This window comes from Gehongia tenuis, from assembly GCF_014384795.1.
In the GTDB taxonomy this organism is placed as follows: Bacteria; Bacillota; Clostridia; order Christensenellales; family NSJ-53; genus Gehongia; species Gehongia tenuis.
On the sequence record NZ_JACRSR010000003.1, the window covers coordinates 46,943 to 67,974 of the forward strand.

Sequence of the window (21,032 nt, forward strand, 5' to 3'; positions counted from 1 at the left end):
AGCCGTGGAGCGATTAGTCAAGATCGAGGCGTTGCTTCAAAGCCTCCTGTAGAGTTTGCGAGAAGTTAATACCGGCCCGCTCAGCTTTAGAATTGAGCCAGCTTGGAAGGGTGAGGGTTTTCTTCACTGCCCGATTATCATTCTCGCGTCGGTATTCGTCCGTGTCCGCATCGATGAGATTAACAAAGCCTCCTTCTGGCGGGACTACCTGATCAAGAGGACTCAAATCGGGAATAACATCCACGTTATCCTCAGCATCGACCAGCCACATTTCAATGGCATCGCGGGCCATATCGATAGCATCGGCCAGAGAATGTCCAAAGGTATGGCAACCGGGAAGATCAGGAACGGACACGATATAGTTGTCACCTTCGCGGGCAAAGATTGCGGGATAGATATATTTCATGGTAAACCTCCTTGCTCTAAATATCCCAAAGGGCGGGGACTTATTTAAGCCCCGCGTCTTTAAGGATACTGTTGACTGTGCCAATGGGGATGTCGCCTTTATGACGAGGTATCGGGATCTTAACGCCGGGAACCCGGGGATTGGTAGCCATTGAATGGCGTTTGCCTTCTTGAAGTTCCCAGCCATTTTGCCGGAGTAGCCGGATCAGTTCCCGTTCAGTCATTGGTGTTCCCTCCTTGCAATACTATAATAACACGTATAAACACGTATGTCAAGAGAAATGATAAAGAAATGGCAAAAGAATTTGCGAAAGCATTTTACAGATCGCGAGCCTGGCGGAATACGCGGGAAGCTTATGCGGCCAGTGTTGGCTGGCTGTGTGAGGATTGTTTGGCTGCTGGCATCTACAAGCCGGGGGAGATTGTCCACCATAAGGTGGCGCTGATGCCAAGCAATATTGATGACCCGGGTATCACCTTGGCCTGGAATAATCTTAGGCTTGTGTGCCGGGATTGCCATGCCAAAGAGCATGGCGGAACGAAACGCTACAAGGTGGATGAGGCGGGGAGGCTACGGTTCATCGGATAGTCCCCCCTCTCAAAATTAAAACTGATGGCTCTGGAGACCGGTGGGTGGACTACATTTTTCCGCTCCATGGGCGCGTGAACCCCTACCACGGCAGAAAGGAGGCGAGAGCTTGCCCCGGAAAAAGACATCGAAACAAACGGCAGAACAAGCGGAGATTGCACGACTTACCGGGATCTACAAGGATTTACCGCCGAACGAATTTGCAGTGGCCCAAGGGCTCATCGTCCAGGCGGCACGGCTGCGGGCAAGACTGGACCGTCTGTGGGCGGACATCGAGGCCAATGGGGAAACGGAGTGGTTCACCCAATCCGAAAAGACCGACCCCTACGAACGGGAAAGACCATCGGCTAGGCTCTTCACCGCCACCGATAAAAATTATCAGGCGATCATCAAGCAGCTCAATGAGCTGACGCCGCCGAGCAAGACGGGCGGGAAGCTGGAAAAGCTGATGCAGGATGGATAACTATATCCTGGCGTATTATCAGGCCATCCAGGATGGCTCCGTTGTCGTGGGAAAATGGATTCGTCTTTTTTATGAATATATCATCAAGGGACTGGAACAGCAGTCCTTTTTCTATGAATCTAAGCATGCTCAAAAGGCGATCCGGTTCGTCGAAAACTTTTGCCACCATTGCGAAGGCCGCAATGATTTGCTAAAGCTGGAATTATGGCAAAAGGCCATTGTCTCGGTGGTTTTTGGGATTATGGATGATAACGGATGTCGAATGTTCCGGGAGATCGTCATCATCATAGGACGAAAGAATGGCAAAACGCTGTTTGCCGCCGCGCTCATTGCCTACTGCACGTTTTTGGACGGTGAATATGGCGCAAAGGTCTTTTGCGTGGCCCCAAAATTGGATCAGGCGGATCTGGTGTACAGCGCCTTCTGGCAGACGATCCAGCAGGAGCCGGAGCTTGCCGCACTGATCCGGCGCCGCAAATCCGACTACTATGTCGAGAGCACCAACAGCAGCATTAAGAAGATTGCTTTTAACGCCAAGAAGTCGGACGGTTTCAACCCCCACCTGACAGTTTGCGACGAGATTGCGAGCTGGCCAGGGGATCAGGGCCTCAAGCAATACGAGGTCATGAAATCGGCGCTGGGCGCCCGCAGACAGCCGCTCATCGTGTCGATCAGCACCTCGGGATACCTCAATGAGGGGATCTATGACGAGCTCATCAAGCGGGCCACACGCTTCTTGCTGGGGGATTCCAAGGAGCGGCGGCTGGCCCCATTTCTCTACATGATCGACGATATCAGCAAATGGAACGACATCAACGAGCTGAGGAAGTCCAACCCCAATCTTGGCGTGTCGATATCGGTGGACTATCTGCTGGAGGAAATCGCCGTAGCCGAGGGCAGCTTGTCCAAGAAGGCGGAATTCTTGACAAAGTACTGCAATATCAAGCAGAACAGCAGTCAAGCATGGCTATCCACCAGGGCGGTGGAAAGGGCGAGCGGCCCGGCGCTCCATATGGAGGACTTCCGCAACACCTATTGCGTGGGCGGCATCGATCTGTCCCGCACTACCGACCTTACAGCCTGCACGGCGGTTATCGAGCAGAATGGGCGGCTGAATGTATTCGCTAAATTTTTCCTTCCGGCGGAACGGATCGAGGAAGCGACGGCTCGGGACGGGCTGCCCTACGCGGCCTATGTGCAGCGGGGATTCCTCCAGCTTTCGGGGGACAACTTCGTGGATTACCATGATTGTTTCGACTGGTTCCGGGAGCTGGTGGAGCGCTATCAAATCTATCCGCTCAAGGTAGGGTATGACCGCTACACGGCCCAGTACCTGGTCCAGGAGATGGCCGCCTACGGTTTCCACATGGACGATGTGTTCCAGGGTTACAACCTTACGCCGGTGATCCGGGAGACGGAGGGCCTGATGAAGGATGGCGCCATCCATATTGGCGACAATGATCTGCTCAAGGTCCATCTGCTCAACACTGCGCTTAAGAGCGAGGCCGAAAGCGGACGAAGCAAGCCGGTAAAGCTTGCCACTACAGACCATATCGACGGCACGGCGGCACTGCTGGACGCGATGACGGTCCGGCAAAAATACTATGCCGAGATCGGCGAGCAGCTCAAAAATGGAGGATGACATGGGAAAGCAGAACGATCTTACGATAGCGGTGAACGCACAGCTGCAAATACCGAAGGAGTCCGCGGAGCGCTGTATGAGAATTCTGGAAATGTATCTTCGGGATAATCCGCACCTGGTCATGTTGGGCGGCGGCGAGAAGCCGGACAGGAGTGACTTCCGGCTTTGGATCGAGCAAAGGGGTGATTGAGTGGGGCTGTTTGAGAAAATCTTCAAGCGCCCGGCGGCACACGGAGAAGCCGAAGGCTTCTTCCGGACGCTTACTGCCTATGCGCCGGCATTCACGACTTGGTCCGGCTCCATCTACGAGAGCGAGCTGGTGCGCTCCGCGATCCATGCGAGGGCGACCCATATCAGCAAGCTTCAGATTACGGCGAGCGGCACAGCAAAGCCCAAACTGCAAACCAAGCTTAGAGCGGGCCCAAACGAGTGGCAGACCTGGGGACAGTTCCTTTACCGGCTGTCCACCATTCTGGACGTGCAAAACACCGCTTTCATCGTTCCGGTGCTGGACAGCTTTGGCGAGATCGGCGGGTTCTATCCGCTGCTTCCGTCCCGCTGTGAGATTCTGCAGTATTCCGGCGAGCCGTGGCTAAGGTATCAGTTCCAGACGGGCGGGTTCGCGGCCATGGAGCTTCGAAGCTGCGGCATCATGACCAAGTTCCAGTACACGGACGATTTTTTCGGCGAGAACAACCGCGCTCTGACGCCCACCATGGAGCTGGTGAGTATCCAGAACCAGGGCATTGCGGAGGGGGTCAAGAGCGCCGCAACCTTCCGGTTCGCCGCCAAGGTCAATAACTTCACCAAACCGGAAGATTTGTCCAAGGAGCGGCAGCGCTTTTCCCGAGAGAATCTCCAGGGCGAGGGCGGCATCCTGCTGTTCCCCAACACCTACAGCGAGATCCAGCAGATCAAATCAACGCCCTTTGTCGTGGACGCTGCCCAGATGTCGGCAATCAACCAAAACGTATACAACTACTTCGGGGTCAATGAGGATGTGCTCCAAAACAGAGCCTACGGCGATGCCTGGAGCGCGTTCTATGAGGGTGGAGTGGAGCCCTTCGCCATCCAGTTCTCGGACGTGACGACACGGATGGCCTTCACGGAGCGGGAGCGCGCCTCTGGCTCTTATCTCATGGCCACCGCGAACCGATTGCAGTACATGAGCAACACAGAAAAGCTCAACGTATCGGCCCAAATGGCGGACCGCGGGATCATGAACCGTGATGAGATCCGGGAGATCTGGAATCTGCCGCCGCTGCCGAATGGGCAGGGCCAAGCCTACACTATCCGCGGCGAGTACTACCTCTTGGGGCAGGATGGCAGCGTGACAAAGAAAGGGGATGATCTGACAGGTGATCAGCAAGGATAGGGAGTACCGCGCATTTGAGATGCGGGCGGCTGAAGATGAGATGACGGTGGAAGGCTACGCCGCAGTCTTTGATGCACCGGCCACCCTGTACAGCTATGAAGGCGTGGACTACAAAGAGGCAATCGACCGGGGCGCTTTTATAGCGGCAGAAATGCAGGACGTTGTCATGAACTACAACCACGGCGGAAAACCGGTAGCGCGGACCAAGAACCACACCCTTGAGCTCACTGTAGACGGCCGGGGGCTCAAGGTTCGGGCCGATCTTTCGGGCACGGAGGAGGGCCGCCGCCTCTATGAGGAGATCAAGGGAGGCTATATCGACAAGATGAGCTTCGCGTTTGTGGTATCGGAGGATACTTACGACCGCGATACCCATACAAGGCGTATACTTGGCATCAAGCGGCTGTACGATGTTGCAGCCGTGGATATGCCGGCCTACGATGCGACCCACATTTCAGCGCGCTCCTACTTTGATGCGGAGGCGGTCAAAGCTGAGCGGGCGGAGGCCCGAGCGCGAAAAATCAGGCGGATCAAACTAATGATGGAGGTAATAAGATGAGCAGAATTGATGAGATCGAAGCCCGTATGGCGGAGATCGCAAAGGAATTGGACAACGAGAACGCCGATGTGGATGCACTGGAAAAGGAAGTGCGCGGATTGAAGGACGAGAAGAAGGCTATTGCAGAGACCGCCGAAAAGCGACAGGCCCTGAGAGACGAAGTGGCCGGCGGTGCGGGGACTGTGGTTAGAAAGTTTGCGCTGGATGCAGCGGAGGATCGCAGCTTTAACGCCGATTCCAAGGAGTACCGGAACGCCTTTTTAAAGGACCTCCTCGGCCTTGAAATGTCGAAGGAGGAGCGGGCGGCGTTTGTGCACACCACCGCCAACACCACGGCTGTGCTGCCCACCACTATGCTCAATCAGATCTGGGATCTGGTGTCCAAGCAGCATGCCATTATGGGCGACATTACCATCTACCGCACCGGCACCATCCTGGAGGTGGTCAAACACACGGCGATCACCCAGGGGGCCGCAAAGACCCTATCCGAGAACACGGCCAACGATGATGAGCAGAATACCTTTGTGAAGGTTACGCTCTCCGGCAAGGATTTTGCCAAGCATGTGGACATCTCCTATGCCATGGAGCGCATGAGCATTGACGCCCTGGAACAGTATCTCGTGTCCGAGATCAGTGCGAGCCTTGGCGACGCGATGGCAGCCGACGTTATTGCCCAGATCGGCACCGATACGGCGGCGGGCAACAAGGTTAACAGCGCAGCCGCTGGGGCTCTCACCTTTACGGAGCTGGCCAAGCTCTTTGGGCTGCTGAAGCGGGTGGGCGCGGTATCGGTCTATGCCACCCGGTCCACCATCTACAACTACCTTGTGGGCATGGTGGACAGCACCGGCCGGCCCATCTTCCAGCCCTCCGCACAGGCGGGGCAAGAGGGCGTTGTGCTTGGCGCCGCAATCAAGGTGGAGGACGCTGTAGCGGATGATGTGATCCTGATTGGTGATGGCAGCAAGGTGGTCTACAACATGGTGCAAGACATCATGATCGAAAGCGATCGGGACATCAGGAGGCATGTCACCACCTATAGCGGCTATGCCCGCGGTCAGGGCGCCCTGGTGGATCCCAATGCCTTTGCCCAGCTCACCATTACAGCAGCGGGGGGTTAAGGAGCTATAGCCTCATGAGCGGACCCGTGGTCTATACCGCTGAGGCCCTGAACGCTATGACCATAGCGGAGATCAGGGCCTTGGCCGCGGGTCTGGGTTATAGCGTGACCAAGATCCGAAAAGCCGAAATCATAGCGGAGTTTTTGGAACAACAGGAGGCCAAAAATGTTTGACAAGGTGAAGCTGGCGCTGCGAATCACGAGCACAGCGTTTGACGAGGAAATTCAAGACCTGATCGCCGCAGCGTTGGCTGACCTTGGCATTGCCGGCGTCACCACACTGCAAGAGACAGATCCGCTCATTATCCGGGTGGTGACCACTTACTGCAAACTGCATTTTGGCGTGCCGGACGATCCGGATCGGCTGAAAGCCTCCTATGACGAGCAAAAGGCCCAGCTCCAAATGGCGACGGGATACACGGACTGGAGGGAGAACTGATGAATTTCTCGGATGAGATTGATCTTATTGTCCATGAGTATCGTCAAGACGCTGATCACAATCAATATCCTGTGGATACCAAGCGGCGTGTGTTTTGCGATGTGCTGTCCGTTGGGCGGTCTGAGTATTATGCCGCAGCCCAAACAGACCTCCGTCCGGAACATGTGTTTAGGCTTTACTCGGCGGATTACAATGGGGAAAAGGAAGTCGAATACCAGGACATGCGCTATACGGTCGTGCGCACATACGCTCCAAAGAACAAAGACAAAGTGGACCTTACCTGCGAAAGGAAGGTGGGCAATGAAGGTTGATGTAAGTGGGCTTGCCGACGCAGTACAGAAGGAGCTTATGGCGTACTCACAAAAGGCCGCAAATGAGGTAAAAATCGCTACGGACAAAGTAGCGGCTCAAGGTGTTGCCGAGCTTCGGACCACGAGTCCAAAAGACACGGGGAAATACCAACGCGGATGGAGGAAAGAAACGGTATACGAGGATCGGGCAGGCAAAAGAGTCGTTGTGAGGAATACGCGCTATCAATTGACCCATCTTTTGGAGAGGGGCCACGCCAAACGAAATGGTGGCCGCGTTGCCGCAAAGCCTCATATCCATAAAGTTGAAGATAAGATGATTGGTGAATTTGAAAAGAGTGTGCGAAAGGCGCTGAGCGATTCATGAACGCAACCAAAATCCTGGACGCGGCGGGGTTGCCCTACGTGCAAGGGGCCTGGAAGAACGCGCCTAAGTTGCCCTATATTGCGTATCTTATGCCCAGCACGACGAACATTGCCGCGGACAGCAAGGTCGCCGAAGTTGTCGCCCCTCTGCGCATTGAGCTCTATACGGAGCGCATCGACAAAGAGGCGGAAAACAAGATCGTGGCGGCCCTAGAAGGGTATGTTTGGGATAAGTCGGACACGATTTATCTTGACGGCGAAGATATGTATGTCACCTATTACGAAGTGGAGGATTGATTATGGCAAAACTCAATAAAGGCTTTGCAGAAATCGGATATTTTACGATCACAGAAAAAGAAGATGGCACGGATGAATACGGTCCTGTGACCAAATTCCCCGGTGGACGCGAATATTCCGTGGAACCCCAGGGCGATCCTGTAGAGATCTATGCTGATTCCGTGCTTGCTTATTCCGAGGATGTAAACGACGGGTATATGGTATCCTTGACGGTGCTCAAATATTTGGACAGCGTGATGCACGACTGGCTGGGGGATACGGTGGACACGGCCCAAAAAACAAGAGCCGAATATGATAACCAGGTTCGTCCGCGTTTTGGACTGGCGCTAAGGGATCTTACGACGGATGCAGCCGGCGAAATCAAGTGGTTCTACAACTGCCGCGCCAACAGCAGACCTACATTCGCGAGCAAGACCAAGGAAAAGGGCTTCGACGCGCAGTTTGAGACCATGGAAATTCGGGCTTCCCGGCGAAATGACGGGCTGGTAATGTACGTGACACAAGGTAATGAGATTCCGTCCGTAGTGCCTACGGTGGCAAAGCCGTCACCGGTGGGAGCGTAGGCCATGGAACACACAATTACAATAGAGGGCAAGGATATTCGGTTTCGGGCGGATGGTAATCTAGGGAGGCTATATCGGTTCTACTTTCGGAAGGATCTGTTCAAGGACTTTGGCAAGCTGCAAAAGAGCGTGGAGGTTTTCCTTTTGGCCAAAGAGGCGGGAGAGGCAACGGATGATGATATATGGCGTTATGTGGAATTCGAACTGTTGGAGAATTTGGCCTGGGCAATGGCGAAGAAAGCGGACCCTAATCTTGTCGACATTGATGAATGGTTCAGCCAATTTGAGAAACTTGTGAGTGTATATGAGAAAATCGACGAGATAATGCAGATGTTTTTGGACAGCTTAGCCACCACGGTACCACCAAAAAACGGGATAGCGGAGGGGAGGCGCCCTTAACCTATGAAACGCTGCTAATCAGCAGTCTAGGAATGGGCCTCACCTCCGCGGATATGGACAACTTTTCGACGGGAATGCTGTTGGACGCTATCACCACCTACAACAATTTGATGGCAAATGCAGATGACGACGAGGCAGACAGATCACAACGCTACGAACAGCTCCTTGCCCTTAAAGATGCTTACGCACAAAAATTCGCGGCAGGAAAAATGACACACGAGCAATACCAAAGCTATCTTGACGCGCTGAAGGAGGGAGAGCAGTATGGCGGGCAACATTAAGGGCATTACCATTGAGATTGGCGGCGATACCACTGGCCTCAATAAGGCGATCAGCGAATCCCGCAAGACGACCAACGGCCTAGATAAGGAGCTCCGCGCTCTCAACAGTGCGCTAAAATTGGACACGGGTAATGTGGACCTGCTCAAAGAGAAGCAAAAAGTGTTGTCCCAGGCCGTCCAAGAAACCCAGAAACGCACTGAGGCCTTACAAACGGCCAAGGACAACGCCGATAAAGCCATGGCAAACGGAACTGAGATCAATCGCCAGGAGTACACAAAGCTGGTGACCGAACTGTCCAAGGCTAAGACCAGCACGGCGAAATACAAGGATGAACTCAATGCGACAACGGCGGAACTTGACCAAAATACCAAGGCGGCAAGCCAGACGAAAGTCCGGGTGGACGAGTACTCCAGGTCTGTCAACAGGGCAGCCACGGAAAATCTGCAGCTCAATGGCCGGTTGGGGGAGGTTGCGAATGCCCTTGGCGTAAAAGTGCCTCAAGGGGCGAGCAAAGCCATTGCCAGCATGACGGCCAGCGTGGCGGCCTGCGGGGCACTGATGGCCGCGACCGGCACTCTCATCGGGAAGCTGATCAGAGCCTCCACGGAGACGGCAAAATTGGCCGATGATATTGTGACGCTGTCCAAGGTCACTGGGCTCTCCACGGATGCCATCCAGGAACTCAATTATGCGTCTGAACTGATGGACGTATCGACCGAGGTTATGACCGACTCCATGGCCCGAATGGTCCGGAATATGAATATGGCCCGTGAAGGGACGGGGCAGGCTGCGGACGCATTCAAAAAATTGGGCATCGCCATAACTAACAATGATGGTACGCTGCGCAACCAGCAGCAGGTATTCTACGAGCTGATTGATAAACTGGGCCGGGTGCGCAACGAAACGGAGCGGGACGCCATGGCCATGGCCATCTTCGGCAGATCCGCACGAGAGCTCAATCCTCTTATCCTTGCCGGCAGTAACGAGCTCAAAAAGCTGGCTCAGGAGGCTCACAATACGGGCTATGTGATGAGTGGGGAAACGCTCAACTCCTTCAACTCTCTCCAGGACAGCCTGGACCGGCTGGACAACAAGACGCTCGCCCTCAAAGCAGCAATGGGCGAGGCGCTCCTGCCCATCTTGACGGCCATTGTTGATATCGTATCCGCTATCCCGCCGGACGTGGCGGCAATTATTGTGGTGGTAGCTACCATAACGGTGTCCATCGTCACGCTTGTGCAGACGATTAAGACAGTCACCGCGGGGGTTAAGATGCTGTCCAGCATCTTTGGCTTCGGCGTCAATCCGACGCTGCTCAAAACTATAGCCATTGTCATGCTGGTTGTGGCTGCTCTTGTAGCCTTAGGGGTTATCATTGCTACCATTCAGGGGCGTGCCAAGGAGATGGAGCATACATTTGCATCGGTCAATAGGTCCGTAGGCTCAATGAGTTATTCTGCGAGCCGTGTGCCGTCCTATGCGGTGGGTACCAGTTACCATCCAGGGGGCATGGCGTTGGTTGGCGAGCAGGGCCCTGAACTGGTAGCGCTGCCCCGAGGCAGCAAGGTCTACACAGCACGGCAGACGGAGGCCGTTATGAACAACAGCAGCACATCCAATCATACTGTTGTCAATGTGACGGTCAACGGTATCCGTGAGTATAACGAGCTTATGGCTATGATCAAGGACAGCCCGGCAGCTATTCGGGCGAGGGGGTAAGAGAATGGCGGTACAAACGTTGCGTGCTTATGCGTGCCAGAGCGCCGTGGTGGATAAGAGCCGGCCCGGCGAAAATTTTCCGTGTACTTCGGAGGCTCTTATTCGGCAATGCCAATATAACCCCTACGGCGATCTATTGACCACACCGCTACTTCTGCAGTTCGACCTCACGCCGGCCGACAAAAAAAGGATTGTAGGGTACAGTCTTAATCTCTATACGCTGGATACCGACATTCCGGCAGAGGATCCGGAAAACCGGCGGGTGACACTGACGGCGATCTGTTTTGACGCGGATTGGCAGGAGGGCACGGTTACCTTTAGCGAGGTGGGAGCTGAACTCACGGCGCGCATGGCGGAAGGCTCCCCGGCTGTATGTGTATCCTCTTTGTCGAAGGAGCGGGTAGATCAATGGAGCGAGTATCCCTCCTTTTCCAATACTTTGATTCCGCGAAATATGTTTTTGCACTATTCCACGGGACGTGCTACTTATTCCAAGATCGCGGCCGCTCACGCGGCAAGCAACAAACCTTACCTGGAACTACAATGCGAGGACGTACAGCTCTACGCGAGTTCGCCGGCTCCAGCAGGCGGGGTGGTGGACGAAACCAGGGATACCACATTTTCGTGGGCGCCCTCCTTCGACGCCACGCGGGTTATCGGGACTGTGTCCCAGTCATCGGCAAGGCTGGAGTGGCGTGACGTTACGACTCCGGCTACAGTTTACAATCTTGTAGTCCAGGGGACGGATACGCAGGCGACCATCCCAGCGAATACGCTGCCTAGCAATGGCGCTTTCGAGTGGCGCGTACGCGCCGATGGCGATAACGGCGCTGAAGGCATCTGGAGCGCGTGGTATCGGGTATCCACGGTGGATAGCGCCAAGACGAGTGCGGTGGACCTCAAGCCCGACCTGTCCTATGTGGCGGGCGATAGAGTGCAGCGTTTTTCCTGGACCAGTGTGTCGCCGCTGGGTACCCAGCCCCATGGCTATGAGCTGCAAAAATCTGATGATGGTGTTATCTGGACGACGGTTGCGTCTGCGGTAACCTCAAATAGCCATTGTGATGTTCCGGCCCATACTTTTTCGAGCGGCAATCAATATTGGAGGGTACGCACCTACAACTCGGACAACGTGGTGGGCGAGTGGTCGACACCGGCTCAAATTACCATCATTTCTGCACCGCAAGCACCCCAAATCATTGGTGTGACCAACCATAGCTATCCCACAATCACCTGGCAAGCTACAGGGCAATATGGTTATCAGGCGCAAATTATCCAAGGAGAGGATATTATCTATGACACGCGGATCGTAGCGGGCTCGGGTAATCAACATACTGTTGCCAACGCTCTCGTCAATGGCAATTATATTGTGCGGATGAGGGTTGTGGGAATCAATGAGGCGATGTCCGATTGGTCGGAATATCCTGTCATAATTGCAGTACTGTCATTTGCGGACATAATCCTCACGTGTGGTCAACAGGGGTATGGCACCGTGCTTAATTGGACGATCAGCACGGATAAGACCACGTTCGAAGCCCTTGTTCTGCGGGACGGTGTACCCGTGGCTAGTTGCGGAACAGCTACGCAATATAAGGACTATTTGGTGCCAAGCGGCAAACATACCTACAGTATTCGCGTGAAGGCCGAGGGCGACATCACGGATAGTCAGCCCGTGACAGTTGACATTGCGCTGCCCTGCATTCTGATCGCGCCGGTGGATAGACCAGACGACATCCTCATCTGCCGTTATGACACGGAGCGTAGTTCCTTCGCGGCGACCTATACAAGTCCCAAGGAGTATATCCAGTTGTCCGGTAGGAGGCGGCCGATGGTCATAACCTCGGACTTTGAGACGGAGACGCTGTCCTTCGGGTATGTGGAGCCGAATGATGAGGTTAAGACCAAATTGCTACAGCTTGTACAGGAGCATGCGGTTTGGGTCTATCGGGATGCATATGGTGCGCAAAGATATATTGCCATCGATAGCATCAGCTACAAACGTACACCCGCTATGTATCAGTACAGCATCGCTGCAACGGTGGTGGATTACCAGGACTATGCGGCCAGGCATGAGGGATACTCGGTGCTGATGCCGGCTTATCAGACCATGATGGTGAGGGATGGATAATGCTAGGATTGACCCCGGAAGAACGGTTGGCTTTGCAAAGGAGCCCACGGAAAGAAAGGTATGTATTTGAACTAGTGGACCGGTGGGGCATCAGGAAAAAGGATTTGGCTGTATTGAGTGCATCCATATCCGTCAATATGGACGATGCGGTCAAGCGCCGCGGCACATTTTCGCTCGTGCTGGACGACGACATTGACTGGCTCAGTGATAGGATAAGGCCCGTTATGTGCGTACAACTCCAAGACGGCACCTGGGCCCAATGGCCTAAAGGACGATACCTCATGATGAGCCCAAAAAGGACCTTAGATGGCAAAGACGAGGTGTGCGAAGTCGAGTGCTATGATGAGAGTATGATCTTACAGCAGGATCGGTTTGTGGAATCCCAAACCTTCCCAGCGGGCACACCCTACTTTGATGTGTTGACTCAAATCCTAATATCAGCAGGATTGCGCGAGGCCCGTGTGGAGCCAAGCGATGGAGTCCTGCCAGCGGCTCTGGTTTTGGATGACAGCAAAAATAAGCTTGAATGGATCAATGAGCTGTGTACTCAGATCAACTTCAGGAGCCTATACATGGACGACGCAGGTGCCCCCATCCTGCGACCTTATATGCTATCTGAAATGACGGTGCCTGATTACAGCTATGTACAAGACGAGGTGTCCGTACTCTATCCCGAAGTCACCATAGAGGCAGATTTCTGGAATGTGCCCAATGTCATCAAACGCACCATGAGTCGCCCAGATATGGATCCCTTGACAGCAGTCCACATCAATGACAATCCCGCAAGTAAGCTATCCACGGTAGCTCGCGGCGGCATGAGGATTGTGGATACGGGCACTATTGATATGGTGGACGGGCAGGAGAGCTTGCAGAAGATTGTGGAGCGAATTGCATTTGAAAGGCAGCAAGTCTCTCAAATCGTCGAAGTGGAAACGTTGAACATGCCTCACCATGAAATATATGACGTTATTGAGCTTCGCACCGACGCTCTAAACGGTGTTTTCCGGGAGACTGGATGGGCAATGGAGCTGCACACAGCGGGGAAAATGACGCATAGCCTGCAGCGGGTGGTGGTGTAGAATGCGCAATGTGTTTGTTCAGACGGATCGAGATAAGCGGCTCCTTCAAACGCCGAGTCTGCCTTGCTTTGGCACGGTGGAAGCTTATCAAGGGGGTAAGGCCAAGATTGTTATAGATGGCGATGCCTCAACTAATGGAATATGGTACGAGTGCTTACAGAGCTGTACGCCGAGCGCGGGTGACCGCGTTTTTTTTGTGCGAACAGGCTCAACGCTTGTGATCCTTGGCGTACTTGGCGATAAGAGCGGAGGATGATAGATGGGCAATTATTACAGCAATCATACAGGCCAAGAATTTGATGCTTTGTTTGGCATGCAGGAGAGTATGGACGACCTAAATACGAGGTTTGCTTCCCACGCGCACACAGGCGAGGACGGGACGGTGCGAGTCAACGCCATGGACGCGGACACGGTGGATGGGATGCACGCGGAGGCGTTTGCGCGGCGGAATCTGCAATGGTTTGACTTACCCGTCCGGGATGGCTTTATAGGCCCGGCCAAGTATGCAAAGGATGATATGGGGTTTGTGCATTTGTATGGACAGATCTATAAAGCGCCGGGCGTTGTTGTGCCGCTCGGCTCCATTGTCGCTGACCTGCCGGTGGGATACTATCGTCCTGGACGCCTTGCAGTACCCGTAACCAGCAATTACTCCAGCGGCGGTAATCCAATATTTGATCCGGATGTACTTGTAATCATAGATGGCGCTATATGGGTGCCTGTGCATAACAACGCGAATAGCAATACATCCAGCGCACCGGTATTTGATGCACAATTTTATGTGGGGGTGTGATGATGTACACACATAGATGGGTCATAGATGCACAGGGCTACTATAGGTTCCCCGTATTGGTAGAGATCGACGGGAGCGGGCATGAGGCCGTTCAGTACTACACTTTACAGGCGGGCGAAAGCCTGGTGAATGTCCGGGTAAGCAGTGAGGCTGTCCGGCCCAAATGGGATGGCAAGGAATGGATTGAGGGCGCGACAGCGGAAGAAATAGAGGAATGGCGGGCCCACCATCCGGTGCCGGGTCCAACATTGGCCGATCGGGTGGCGGATATCGAGGACGCGCTTACCGAAATGATGTTTGGACCAGGGGGGTCAGAGGAAAGCGGAAGCTTTCCTAAACCCGAAGGGGGTGCGGCATGACGGCAATGACGAGAATAGCATGCCGAACGATTGAAAGGCGCATGGAGGCGGGCGAGAGCTGGGAGAGTGTGATCCTGGACTATCCGGGACTTACGGCGGAACAGCTTGCAGAAATCCGGGCGGAGGTGATGGGCGGCAGTGAACAGTGAAATCATTGTGGCCCTGGTGGCCTTTGCGGGGACATTAGCCGGGACCTTCGGGGGGATACTGACAGCCAACAAGCTGACCACGTACCGAATCGAACAACTGGAGCACAAGGTGGAAAAGCACAACAAGGTGATCGAACGGGTGTACAAGCTGGAACAGGACGGAGCGGTAATTCAGGAGGATATCAAGGTGGTCAATCATAGGCTTGAGGATCTGGAGAACTATCATAAATAGACCTTGGCAGCACCCAGAGGAATTGAGGGTGTGATAGGGTGAAGAAAAAGGAGCGTGAAAGGATGCAACTCATAGAGCAGCTGCTCCCGGCGGGAGCGAAGAACAAACCGGGGCGGAACATGACCCCGAAGTACATCACCATGCACAACACCGGCAACAGTGCAAAGGGCGCGGACGCGAAGGCCCATGCCAGCTACCTCACCAGCGGGGCCGGAGGCCAGAAGGTCTCCTGGCATTACACCGTGGATGACGGCGTGATCTATCAGCACCTTGCTGACACCGAGCAGGGCTGGCACGCGGCGGACGGCAGAGGCCCCGGCAACAGTCAATCCATCGGGATCGAGGTATGTATGTTCGAGGGCATCGATCAGGCCCGGGCCGAGGCCAACGCCGCCCGGCTGGTGGCAGAGCTCATGCACAGGCATGACATCCCCCTGGCCAACGTGACCACCCATCAGCACTGGCATCCCAGCAAGTATTGCCCGGCGCTGATCCTGCCCCACTGGGACAAGTTTGTGGCGGCGGTAGAGACGGCGTACAACGGAGGGGAGGCACAGATTGACGTGAGTAAGGGACACAGCGTACTTGTCGAGTGGAGCAGGGGCGCGGAGGTCAAGGAGTTGCAAAGCGCCCTGAACCGGCATGGGTACGCCCTCGAAGTGGATGGTACCTATGGCCCCGCGACGCTGGCAGCGGTGAAGGAATTCCAGCGTTCCCACGGCCTCGATGTGGACGGGAAGGTGGGTCCTGCAACCTGGGCGGCGTTGGAGCAGGAACCGGTGAGCCAGGGGCACAGCGTACTGGTGAAATGGTCCAAGGGCGAGGAGGTCAAGGGGTTGCAAACCATTCTGAATGGACTGGGGTATGGTCTTGATGTGGATGGCACCTACGGTCCAGCGACGGAAGCGGCGGTGAGGGACTTCCAGGGCAAGCACGGCCTGGACGTGGACGGCAAGACCGGCTCCAAAACGTGGACGGCGCTGGCACAAGCGACAGCAGAAAAAGATGACACCCTGTATCGGGTGCAGATCGGAGCGTACCGGGACAAGGCGAATGCGGAGGCGGCGAAGGAAGCGGCAAAGGCCGCAGGATTTGAGGCGATCATCAAGATGGACGACGGGGAGGGGTAGAAAATGGAGCTTATGGACTACATCATCGGGGACGCGCTGATCCTGGTCCCGGCGCTATGGATCGTGGGAGCGCTGATCAAGCACGCCTTTGCAAAGGTGCCGAACTGGACGATCCCCTTCGTGCTGCTGGTCCTGGGGATCGGGGGCGCGATGGGGCTGATGGGCCCCTCGGTTGAGAGCGTCGTCCAGGGCATTCTGGTGACCGGCGCGGCGGTGCTGGGCAATCAGATGATGAAGCAGGGTGCAGAAGCAAAGAATCAGGGATGAGATAGGGCCGGTCAAAAGACCGGCCTTTTTTCGCAGCACCTATTAACGAATAATACGAATATACTAAAAATAAAAAGTTTGTAGTAATTGACATTGACCGCTATAATGTTTGGTAGTAAAATAATATTACCGAATAGGTAAATAAAAATAATGGTGGCGGCATGGAGATTAGCTTTAGAAGCAATAAAATAAAGAAGTGTTGTTATGATATAAGATCAGCCAGAAAGAAGTATGGCGATTTGGTGGGGCAGAAGTTGATTGCGACGATTGATTATATAGAGCGGGCCAAAAATTTAGCTGATATTAAGGCGTATACCCCCTTTCATTTCCATGCGTTAACTTCGGACCGAAAAAATCAATATGCAATAGACTTGGGGAGAAGGACTGGTTGGAGATTAATTCTGGTCTTATATGATAACAATAATAATAAACTGGTTGGAGCTTTAGAGGAGATTTGTGAGAGAGTGCATGAACTGTACGTATGGGAGGTGACGAATCATTATGACTAACAAAGTAGAATATAGGGATATTATTGCCTTCCACCCGGGGTATTATATCAATGATCTAATTGAAGAATTGGGGATTACCCAAAATGAGCTCGCTAAAAGATTGGAGACGTCAGGCAAAACAGTTAGCAAACTCATCAATGGTCAAATAGATCTATCAGATCAACTAGCCTATGGATTATCTGTGATGACGGGATCCAGTGTTGACGTATGGCTTAATTTGCAGAAGGCGTATAAAGAAAAATTGCTGATCATCGAGGGCAGAAAAAAGATGGATGAACAGCAAGAAGTTCTTGATATGATGGATTACTCGTATTTTGAAAGACTGGGCCTTGTCCCCAAAGCAAAAGATAAGGTGCAAAAGATTCTTAATCTATGTAGTTATTTCAAAATATCTAATTTGGAGGTGTTGTCACAGCCTGATCTGTTTGCAAGTTTTAAAACGGGGATTTCAAATGTGCAAAAAAAGAACATTGTAAATGCTAATGCTTGGGTGCAAACAGCAATTAACATTGGTATGGGAAAAGAAGTTGCAGCCTTTAACAGCAAACGGCTGGAGGAACAAATAGAAACAATACGATCCATGACCCTAAAGGAACCAAATGAATTTGCCCCAGAGCTAAACAGAATTTTAGCTGAATGCGGGGTGGCACTCATATTCTTGCCCACATTAAAAAATTCTGGGATCAATGGTGCTGTAAAATGGGTTAACGATAAGGTGATTTTAGCTTTAAATGATCGGAGAAAATATGCAGACTTATTCTGGTTTGCGCTATTTCATGAGATTGGCCATGTGATGCAAAAACGTAAGAAGCTGTTCATTAGTACGAACTATGAATATATTGAAACAGATAAGAAGCTGGAAGAGGAAGCTGATAATTTTGCCAGAGATACACTTATTCCCGCCCGCCAATATGCGGAGTTTGTAGGAATGGATAGATTTTATACCAGGGAGGAAATAACTGATTTTGCTAAAAAAATTAGCATACATCCGGGAATTGTTGTGGGTAGATTGCAACACGATAGGAAGGTGGATTTTAGAAAATTTAACGATATGAGGATACAATACCGAATCACTCCGCGAGAAGCAATTTAGTTTTGTCTATTCGCTCCTAAGCAGTATGTCTCCCATGAACTGGTGGGATTGGACGGAGACCAGGGCAGGACACCCCGGTCAATTATGGCCGGGGTGTTTTTTATTGCTTATCTGTGCTATTCTATAAGTGTCGCCCTAGAGGCGTGGATTGAAATTGCATTGAAATGGCAAAAAAGCGAATAAACGATGTCGTGCCGTCTTGGCGCGTGGATTGAAATACACGGGGCGCGTGGATCAATAACGTAAACTGTCGTAAAATCGTCGTAAAAACACAAAGAAATGCCATGATCAAAGGACTTTGATACGCCTCTTAATCAGGGTGTCCTGGGTTCGAGCCCCCGATGGCGCACCAACGTGAAAACCCTGTGGCTGTAAGGCTACAGGTTTTTTCTTTTTGCGTTATTGACACCATTTCGGGTCTTAATACCACTTATTTACCACTTATGGGATACGGCCACAGTGAAGTCGCCCTACACTTTCTTAGAAGTGGAGCTTGAGATTGTGGGCATCTATACCCTGGCGGAGGCGCTGGCTCCCGTGGGGCATCCCTTCAACAATCCGGAGAACCAGATCTATGTGGATGCGGGGACGGCTCTTGAGCTGAATGATGAGGAGCGGATTCATAGGGCGGTCTACAGCATAGACGATCCGGTGGAGGCATCCGCGTTTGTGGAAAAAGCCAAAGCTCTGCCCGAAGCATTTTCGAAGGAAAAGGAGATCATCTATACGGTTAATAACAGTGAATACCGCAATGTATCGGGAGCGCTCAACAGCATCATGGGCATTACCATTGCCATGGTAACGGCGTCCATGGTTATGGGTGCCATCATTTTGACCCTTCTTGTGATCATGGCGATGAAGGAAAGGGATTTTGAAATCGGTATCCTTCTGTCCATGGGTGAACGTAAATGGAAGATCATTGCCCAAATGATTTTGGATGTGCTGGTGCCGGTCATGCTGGCGGTAACCGCCTCCGTGTTTATCAGCGGCTGGGTGGCGCAGAGCAATGGCACTCTGCTTGGCGGGGAAAACATCAAGGTGACCATTGAAAGAGCGCCGGTCATCATCATGTATCTTTGCGGCCTGGGCTTAACGCTGCTGGCGTCCACCGTATCCATTTGGAAGATTACGCGTTACCGTCCCAAAAAAATTCTTATGGCGATTGAATGAGTCGAACTTCAGAAACCGGATGCTAAAAGGCATCCGGTTTTTTGTTTTTCAGGAATGAAATAGAGTATTTGTAAATCTTTATATGAAAAATAATTATTTATTGGATATATCAAGGCTTTTTTGTAAAAAATTCATAAAGTATAAACACTTTTTGCTATAAATATGGTATAATCTGATGGCGAATTTAAAAGAAAAATGTAGAATTATAGGAGGGTGATTATGAAAAGATTATTGAGCGTACTTCTGGTGGTCTGTGTCCTGCTTCTTGTGCCGGCCTTCAACGTAAAGGCCGATCCTTCTCTTACGTATGTCGACATTACGGACAAGCTTGGAAGCTCGGTGAACACCTATGCTTTCGATGACTCGGAAACCAATGCCGACGGCCTGCCCGCAAAGGGGTATTCGGTGAACCTAAGCTATGGCGATCGTTTGGAAATAACGGTGGCCAGCTATGATTTTGGAATCACCATCAAGGACAATGACGGCACGGTTCTTGCCGCCAACGCGCCCGGTGAAAGAAATGCTTTCATTCTGGTGGAACGAACGGGTATCTACAAAATTGAGATCGCCTACAGCGGAGGAGATCCCGTGCCTGCTGAAGTTCGCTTCAGAGCATTGCGGAACACGGCTTTTGGACCACCGGAATCGGTAACGCTGCCTTTCTCGGAAACGGAGACTTTCCATAACAGCACACCCGACAATTCCGAAGGGCCTTTCTACAGCAGCTACCAATTTGATGCTGAAATGTGGGGTGCGCTGGCGTTATCGGTCGGGGAGATGACGCCGGAATTTTCTGATGCGGCCAATGGTTATACATCCATGAAGCTGATTTATCCCAGCGGGAAATCGGTGACTGCCTCCGAAGTGGACGGAAAACTGAGCATTCTTGCACCGGCTACGGAAGCTGGAATCTATACGCTGCGCATCGAAGGAACGATGGGCAATGGCGTTTCCATGGCGACAGCAAACCTTGACTTCAAAAGGTGTTCGCCTCTTGCGGTCTTCAACAGCAGTGCGGCGGAAGGCTCCATATTGACGGCCGGCTCTAAGCTTAACATTGAAGCCGCGGGCTTCGGAGAAGAGAATGCTGCGCCAAGCACGGGCGATTTCCGCTATGTTGCTGTCGGTTGGAGTTTCAATGGTTTGACGGGGACCTTTACCGATGGGAAAGCGGAAATGACCATAGATGCTCTGGCTAATGACGGAACCGACACCGCCAATGTTGAGAAGACCTTGGAAATCGCGATGGCCTATCAGGTTTACAATGGCACTTGGGAAACGAAGGGTGAGTTTTCCTTGAACGGTGCTTCCTTCAAGGTGCCCATGCTGCCAAAACCCACACCAACGCCGAGCGTCACGACACCGGAACCCACAGCCGCGACGCCTTCGCCAAGCATCATGCCAACCCCAAGTGCCGCAACACCCTTGCCCGAGCCGACGGTTTCCGCCGCAACTTCGCCCGCGCCCACCGGGTCCAACACGAATATTCCAAGGACCGGTCATGAGGACTCCATGTTGGGTGCCATTGCGGTGCTGCTCTTGGGCGGCGCTGTGGCCGGCCTTCGTCTTCGCAAGCGAAGTTAGACCAAATAGAAGA

General features: G+C 52.9%; 29 protein-coding genes. 27 read left to right on the top strand and 2 right to left on the bottom strand.

Going from position 1 to position 21,032, the window contains the following annotated elements; all coding sequences use genetic code 11:
* Positions 1-13: 13 nt before the first annotated feature.
* Both H8696_RS08055 and H8696_RS08060 read right to left on the bottom strand, forming a co-directional pair.
* On the bottom strand, positions 14-406 hold the full coding sequence (locus tag H8696_RS08055; protein ID WP_249316422.1) for a type II toxin-antitoxin system HicB family antitoxin: 393 nt from the start codon (positions 404-406) through the stop codon (positions 14-16).
* Positions 407-446: 40 nt separating this feature from the next.
* Positions 447-629: a type II toxin-antitoxin system HicA family toxin gene (locus H8696_RS08060; RefSeq protein WP_249316425.1), complete on the bottom strand. Its 183-nt coding sequence runs from the start codon at positions 627-629 to the stop codon at positions 447-449.
* Between the two features lie 68 nt (positions 630-697).
* Here H8696_RS08060 and H8696_RS08065 point away from each other — a divergent pair, with 68 nt between their 5' ends.
* The 27 genes from H8696_RS08065 (at position 698) to H8696_RS08195 (ending at position 21,019) form a co-directional block, all read left to right on the top strand.
* The gene (locus H8696_RS08065) at positions 698-994 is read left to right on the top strand and encodes an HNH endonuclease signature motif containing protein (protein WP_249316427.1); all 297 of its coding nucleotides are present in this window, start codon (positions 698-700) and stop codon (positions 992-994) included.
* 109 nt (positions 995-1,103) lie between these two features.
* The gene (locus H8696_RS08070; protein ID WP_249316429.1) at positions 1,104-1,457 is read left to right on the top strand and encodes a hypothetical protein; all 354 of its coding nucleotides are present in this window, start codon (positions 1,104-1,106) and stop codon (positions 1,455-1,457) included.
* On the top strand, positions 1,450-3,099 hold the full coding sequence (locus H8696_RS08075; protein ID WP_249316435.1) for a terminase large subunit: 1,650 nt from the start codon (positions 1,450-1,452) through the stop codon (positions 3,097-3,099). Before H8696_RS08070 ends, H8696_RS08075 begins: the two co-directional genes overlap by 8 nt.
* Position 3,100: 1 nt before the next feature.
* Complete coding sequence (locus H8696_RS08080) at positions 3,101-3,289, top strand: hypothetical protein (protein ID WP_249316437.1); 189 nt, start codon at positions 3,101-3,103, stop codon at positions 3,287-3,289.
* Positions 3,290-4,474, top strand: a complete 1,185-nt coding sequence (locus tag H8696_RS08085) for a phage portal protein (RefSeq protein WP_249316440.1) — start codon at positions 3,290-3,292, stop codon at positions 4,472-4,474. It abuts the gene before it with no gap.
* Positions 4,458-5,033 carry an HK97 family phage prohead protease gene (locus tag H8696_RS08090; RefSeq protein WP_249316442.1) on the top strand — a complete coding sequence of 192 codons (576 nt, stop codon included), beginning with the start codon at positions 4,458-4,460 and terminating at the stop codon, positions 5,031-5,033. The genes H8696_RS08085 and H8696_RS08090 overlap by 17 nt, the downstream gene beginning before the upstream one ends.
* Entirely contained in the window at positions 5,030-6,154 is a 1,125-nt protein-coding gene (locus H8696_RS08095) for a phage major capsid protein (RefSeq protein WP_249316443.1), read from the top strand. The genes H8696_RS08090 and H8696_RS08095 overlap by 4 nt, the downstream gene beginning before the upstream one ends.
* Positions 6,155-6,168: 14 nt before the next feature.
* Entirely contained in the window at positions 6,169-6,327 is a 159-nt protein-coding gene (locus tag H8696_RS08100) for a hypothetical protein (RefSeq protein WP_249316444.1), read from the top strand.
* Complete coding sequence (locus tag H8696_RS08105; RefSeq protein WP_249316446.1) at positions 6,320-6,592, top strand: phage head-tail connector protein; 273 nt, start codon at positions 6,320-6,322, stop codon at positions 6,590-6,592. The genes H8696_RS08100 and H8696_RS08105 overlap by 8 nt, the downstream gene beginning before the upstream one ends.
* Entirely contained in the window at positions 6,592-6,903 is a 312-nt protein-coding gene (locus tag H8696_RS08110; protein WP_249316449.1) for a phage head closure protein, read from the top strand. Before H8696_RS08105 ends, H8696_RS08110 begins: the two co-directional genes overlap by 1 nt.
* The gene (locus H8696_RS08115) at positions 6,893-7,267 is read left to right on the top strand and encodes an HK97 gp10 family phage protein (protein ID WP_249316453.1); all 375 of its coding nucleotides are present in this window, start codon (positions 6,893-6,895) and stop codon (positions 7,265-7,267) included. The genes H8696_RS08110 and H8696_RS08115 overlap by 11 nt, the downstream gene beginning before the upstream one ends.
* Positions 7,264-7,563, top strand: coding sequence for a hypothetical protein (locus tag H8696_RS08120; protein WP_249316456.1), 300 nt, complete (start codon positions 7,264-7,266; stop codon positions 7,561-7,563). The genes H8696_RS08115 and H8696_RS08120 overlap by 4 nt, the downstream gene beginning before the upstream one ends.
* A 2-nt stretch (positions 7,564-7,565) precedes the next feature.
* Positions 7,566-8,126, top strand: coding sequence for a major tail protein (locus H8696_RS08125; protein ID WP_249316459.1), 561 nt, complete (start codon positions 7,566-7,568; stop codon positions 8,124-8,126).
* Between the two features lie 3 nt (positions 8,127-8,129).
* Positions 8,130-8,525, top strand: a complete 396-nt coding sequence (locus H8696_RS08130; protein ID WP_249316462.1) for a hypothetical protein — start codon at positions 8,130-8,132, stop codon at positions 8,523-8,525.
* Positions 8,526-8,557: 32 nt separating this feature from the next.
* Positions 8,558-8,806, top strand: a complete 249-nt coding sequence (locus H8696_RS08135) for a hypothetical protein (protein WP_249316463.1) — start codon at positions 8,558-8,560, stop codon at positions 8,804-8,806.
* Positions 8,790-10,526 carry a phage tail tape measure protein gene (locus H8696_RS08140; RefSeq protein ID WP_249316469.1) on the top strand — a complete coding sequence of 579 codons (1,737 nt, stop codon included), beginning with the start codon at positions 8,790-8,792 and terminating at the stop codon, positions 10,524-10,526. The genes H8696_RS08135 and H8696_RS08140 overlap by 17 nt, the downstream gene beginning before the upstream one ends.
* Before the next feature lie 4 nt (positions 10,527-10,530).
* Positions 10,531-12,654: a fibronectin type III domain-containing protein gene (locus H8696_RS08145; RefSeq protein WP_249316470.1), complete on the top strand. Its 2,124-nt coding sequence runs from the start codon at positions 10,531-10,533 to the stop codon at positions 12,652-12,654.
* Entirely contained in the window at positions 12,654-13,733 is a 1,080-nt protein-coding gene (locus H8696_RS08150) for a hypothetical protein (protein WP_249316472.1), read from the top strand. The genes H8696_RS08145 and H8696_RS08150 overlap by 1 nt, the downstream gene beginning before the upstream one ends.
* 259 nt (positions 13,734-13,992) lie before the next feature.
* Positions 13,993-14,526, top strand: a complete 534-nt coding sequence (locus H8696_RS08155; RefSeq protein WP_249316475.1) for a hypothetical protein — start codon at positions 13,993-13,995, stop codon at positions 14,524-14,526.
* A gap of 2 nt (positions 14,527-14,528) precedes the next feature.
* A complete protein-coding gene (locus H8696_RS08160) occupies positions 14,529-14,885 on the top strand; it encodes a hypothetical protein (protein ID WP_249316477.1) in 357 nt (118 codons plus the stop codon).
* A complete protein-coding gene (locus H8696_RS08165; RefSeq protein ID WP_249316479.1) occupies positions 14,882-15,034 on the top strand; it encodes a DUF433 domain-containing protein in 153 nt (50 codons plus the stop codon). The genes H8696_RS08160 and H8696_RS08165 overlap by 4 nt, the downstream gene beginning before the upstream one ends.
* Complete coding sequence (locus H8696_RS08170; RefSeq protein ID WP_249316481.1) at positions 15,024-15,266, top strand: hypothetical protein; 243 nt, start codon at positions 15,024-15,026, stop codon at positions 15,264-15,266. Before H8696_RS08165 ends, H8696_RS08170 begins: the two co-directional genes overlap by 11 nt.
* Before the next feature lie 62 nt (positions 15,267-15,328).
* The gene (locus H8696_RS08175) at positions 15,329-16,396 is read left to right on the top strand and encodes a peptidoglycan recognition protein family protein (RefSeq protein WP_249316483.1); all 1,068 of its coding nucleotides are present in this window, start codon (positions 15,329-15,331) and stop codon (positions 16,394-16,396) included.
* 3 nt (positions 16,397-16,399) lie between these two features.
* Positions 16,400-16,663: a phage holin family protein gene (locus H8696_RS08180; RefSeq protein WP_249316485.1), complete on the top strand. Its 264-nt coding sequence runs from the start codon at positions 16,400-16,402 to the stop codon at positions 16,661-16,663.
* A gap of 501 nt (positions 16,664-17,164) precedes the next feature.
* Positions 17,165-18,265, top strand: a complete 1,101-nt coding sequence (locus H8696_RS08185) for a HigA family addiction module antitoxin (protein WP_249316486.1) — start codon at positions 17,165-17,167, stop codon at positions 18,263-18,265.
* A 459-nt stretch (positions 18,266-18,724) separates the two neighbouring features.
* A complete protein-coding gene (locus H8696_RS11350; RefSeq protein WP_249316487.1) occupies positions 18,725-19,435 on the top strand; it encodes an FtsX-like permease family protein in 711 nt (236 codons plus the stop codon).
* Between the two features lie 219 nt (positions 19,436-19,654).
* On the top strand, positions 19,655-21,019 hold the full coding sequence (locus H8696_RS08195; protein ID WP_249316490.1) for a hypothetical protein: 1,365 nt from the start codon (positions 19,655-19,657) through the stop codon (positions 21,017-21,019).
* The last annotated feature ends 13 nt before the right edge of the window (positions 21,020-21,032 follow it).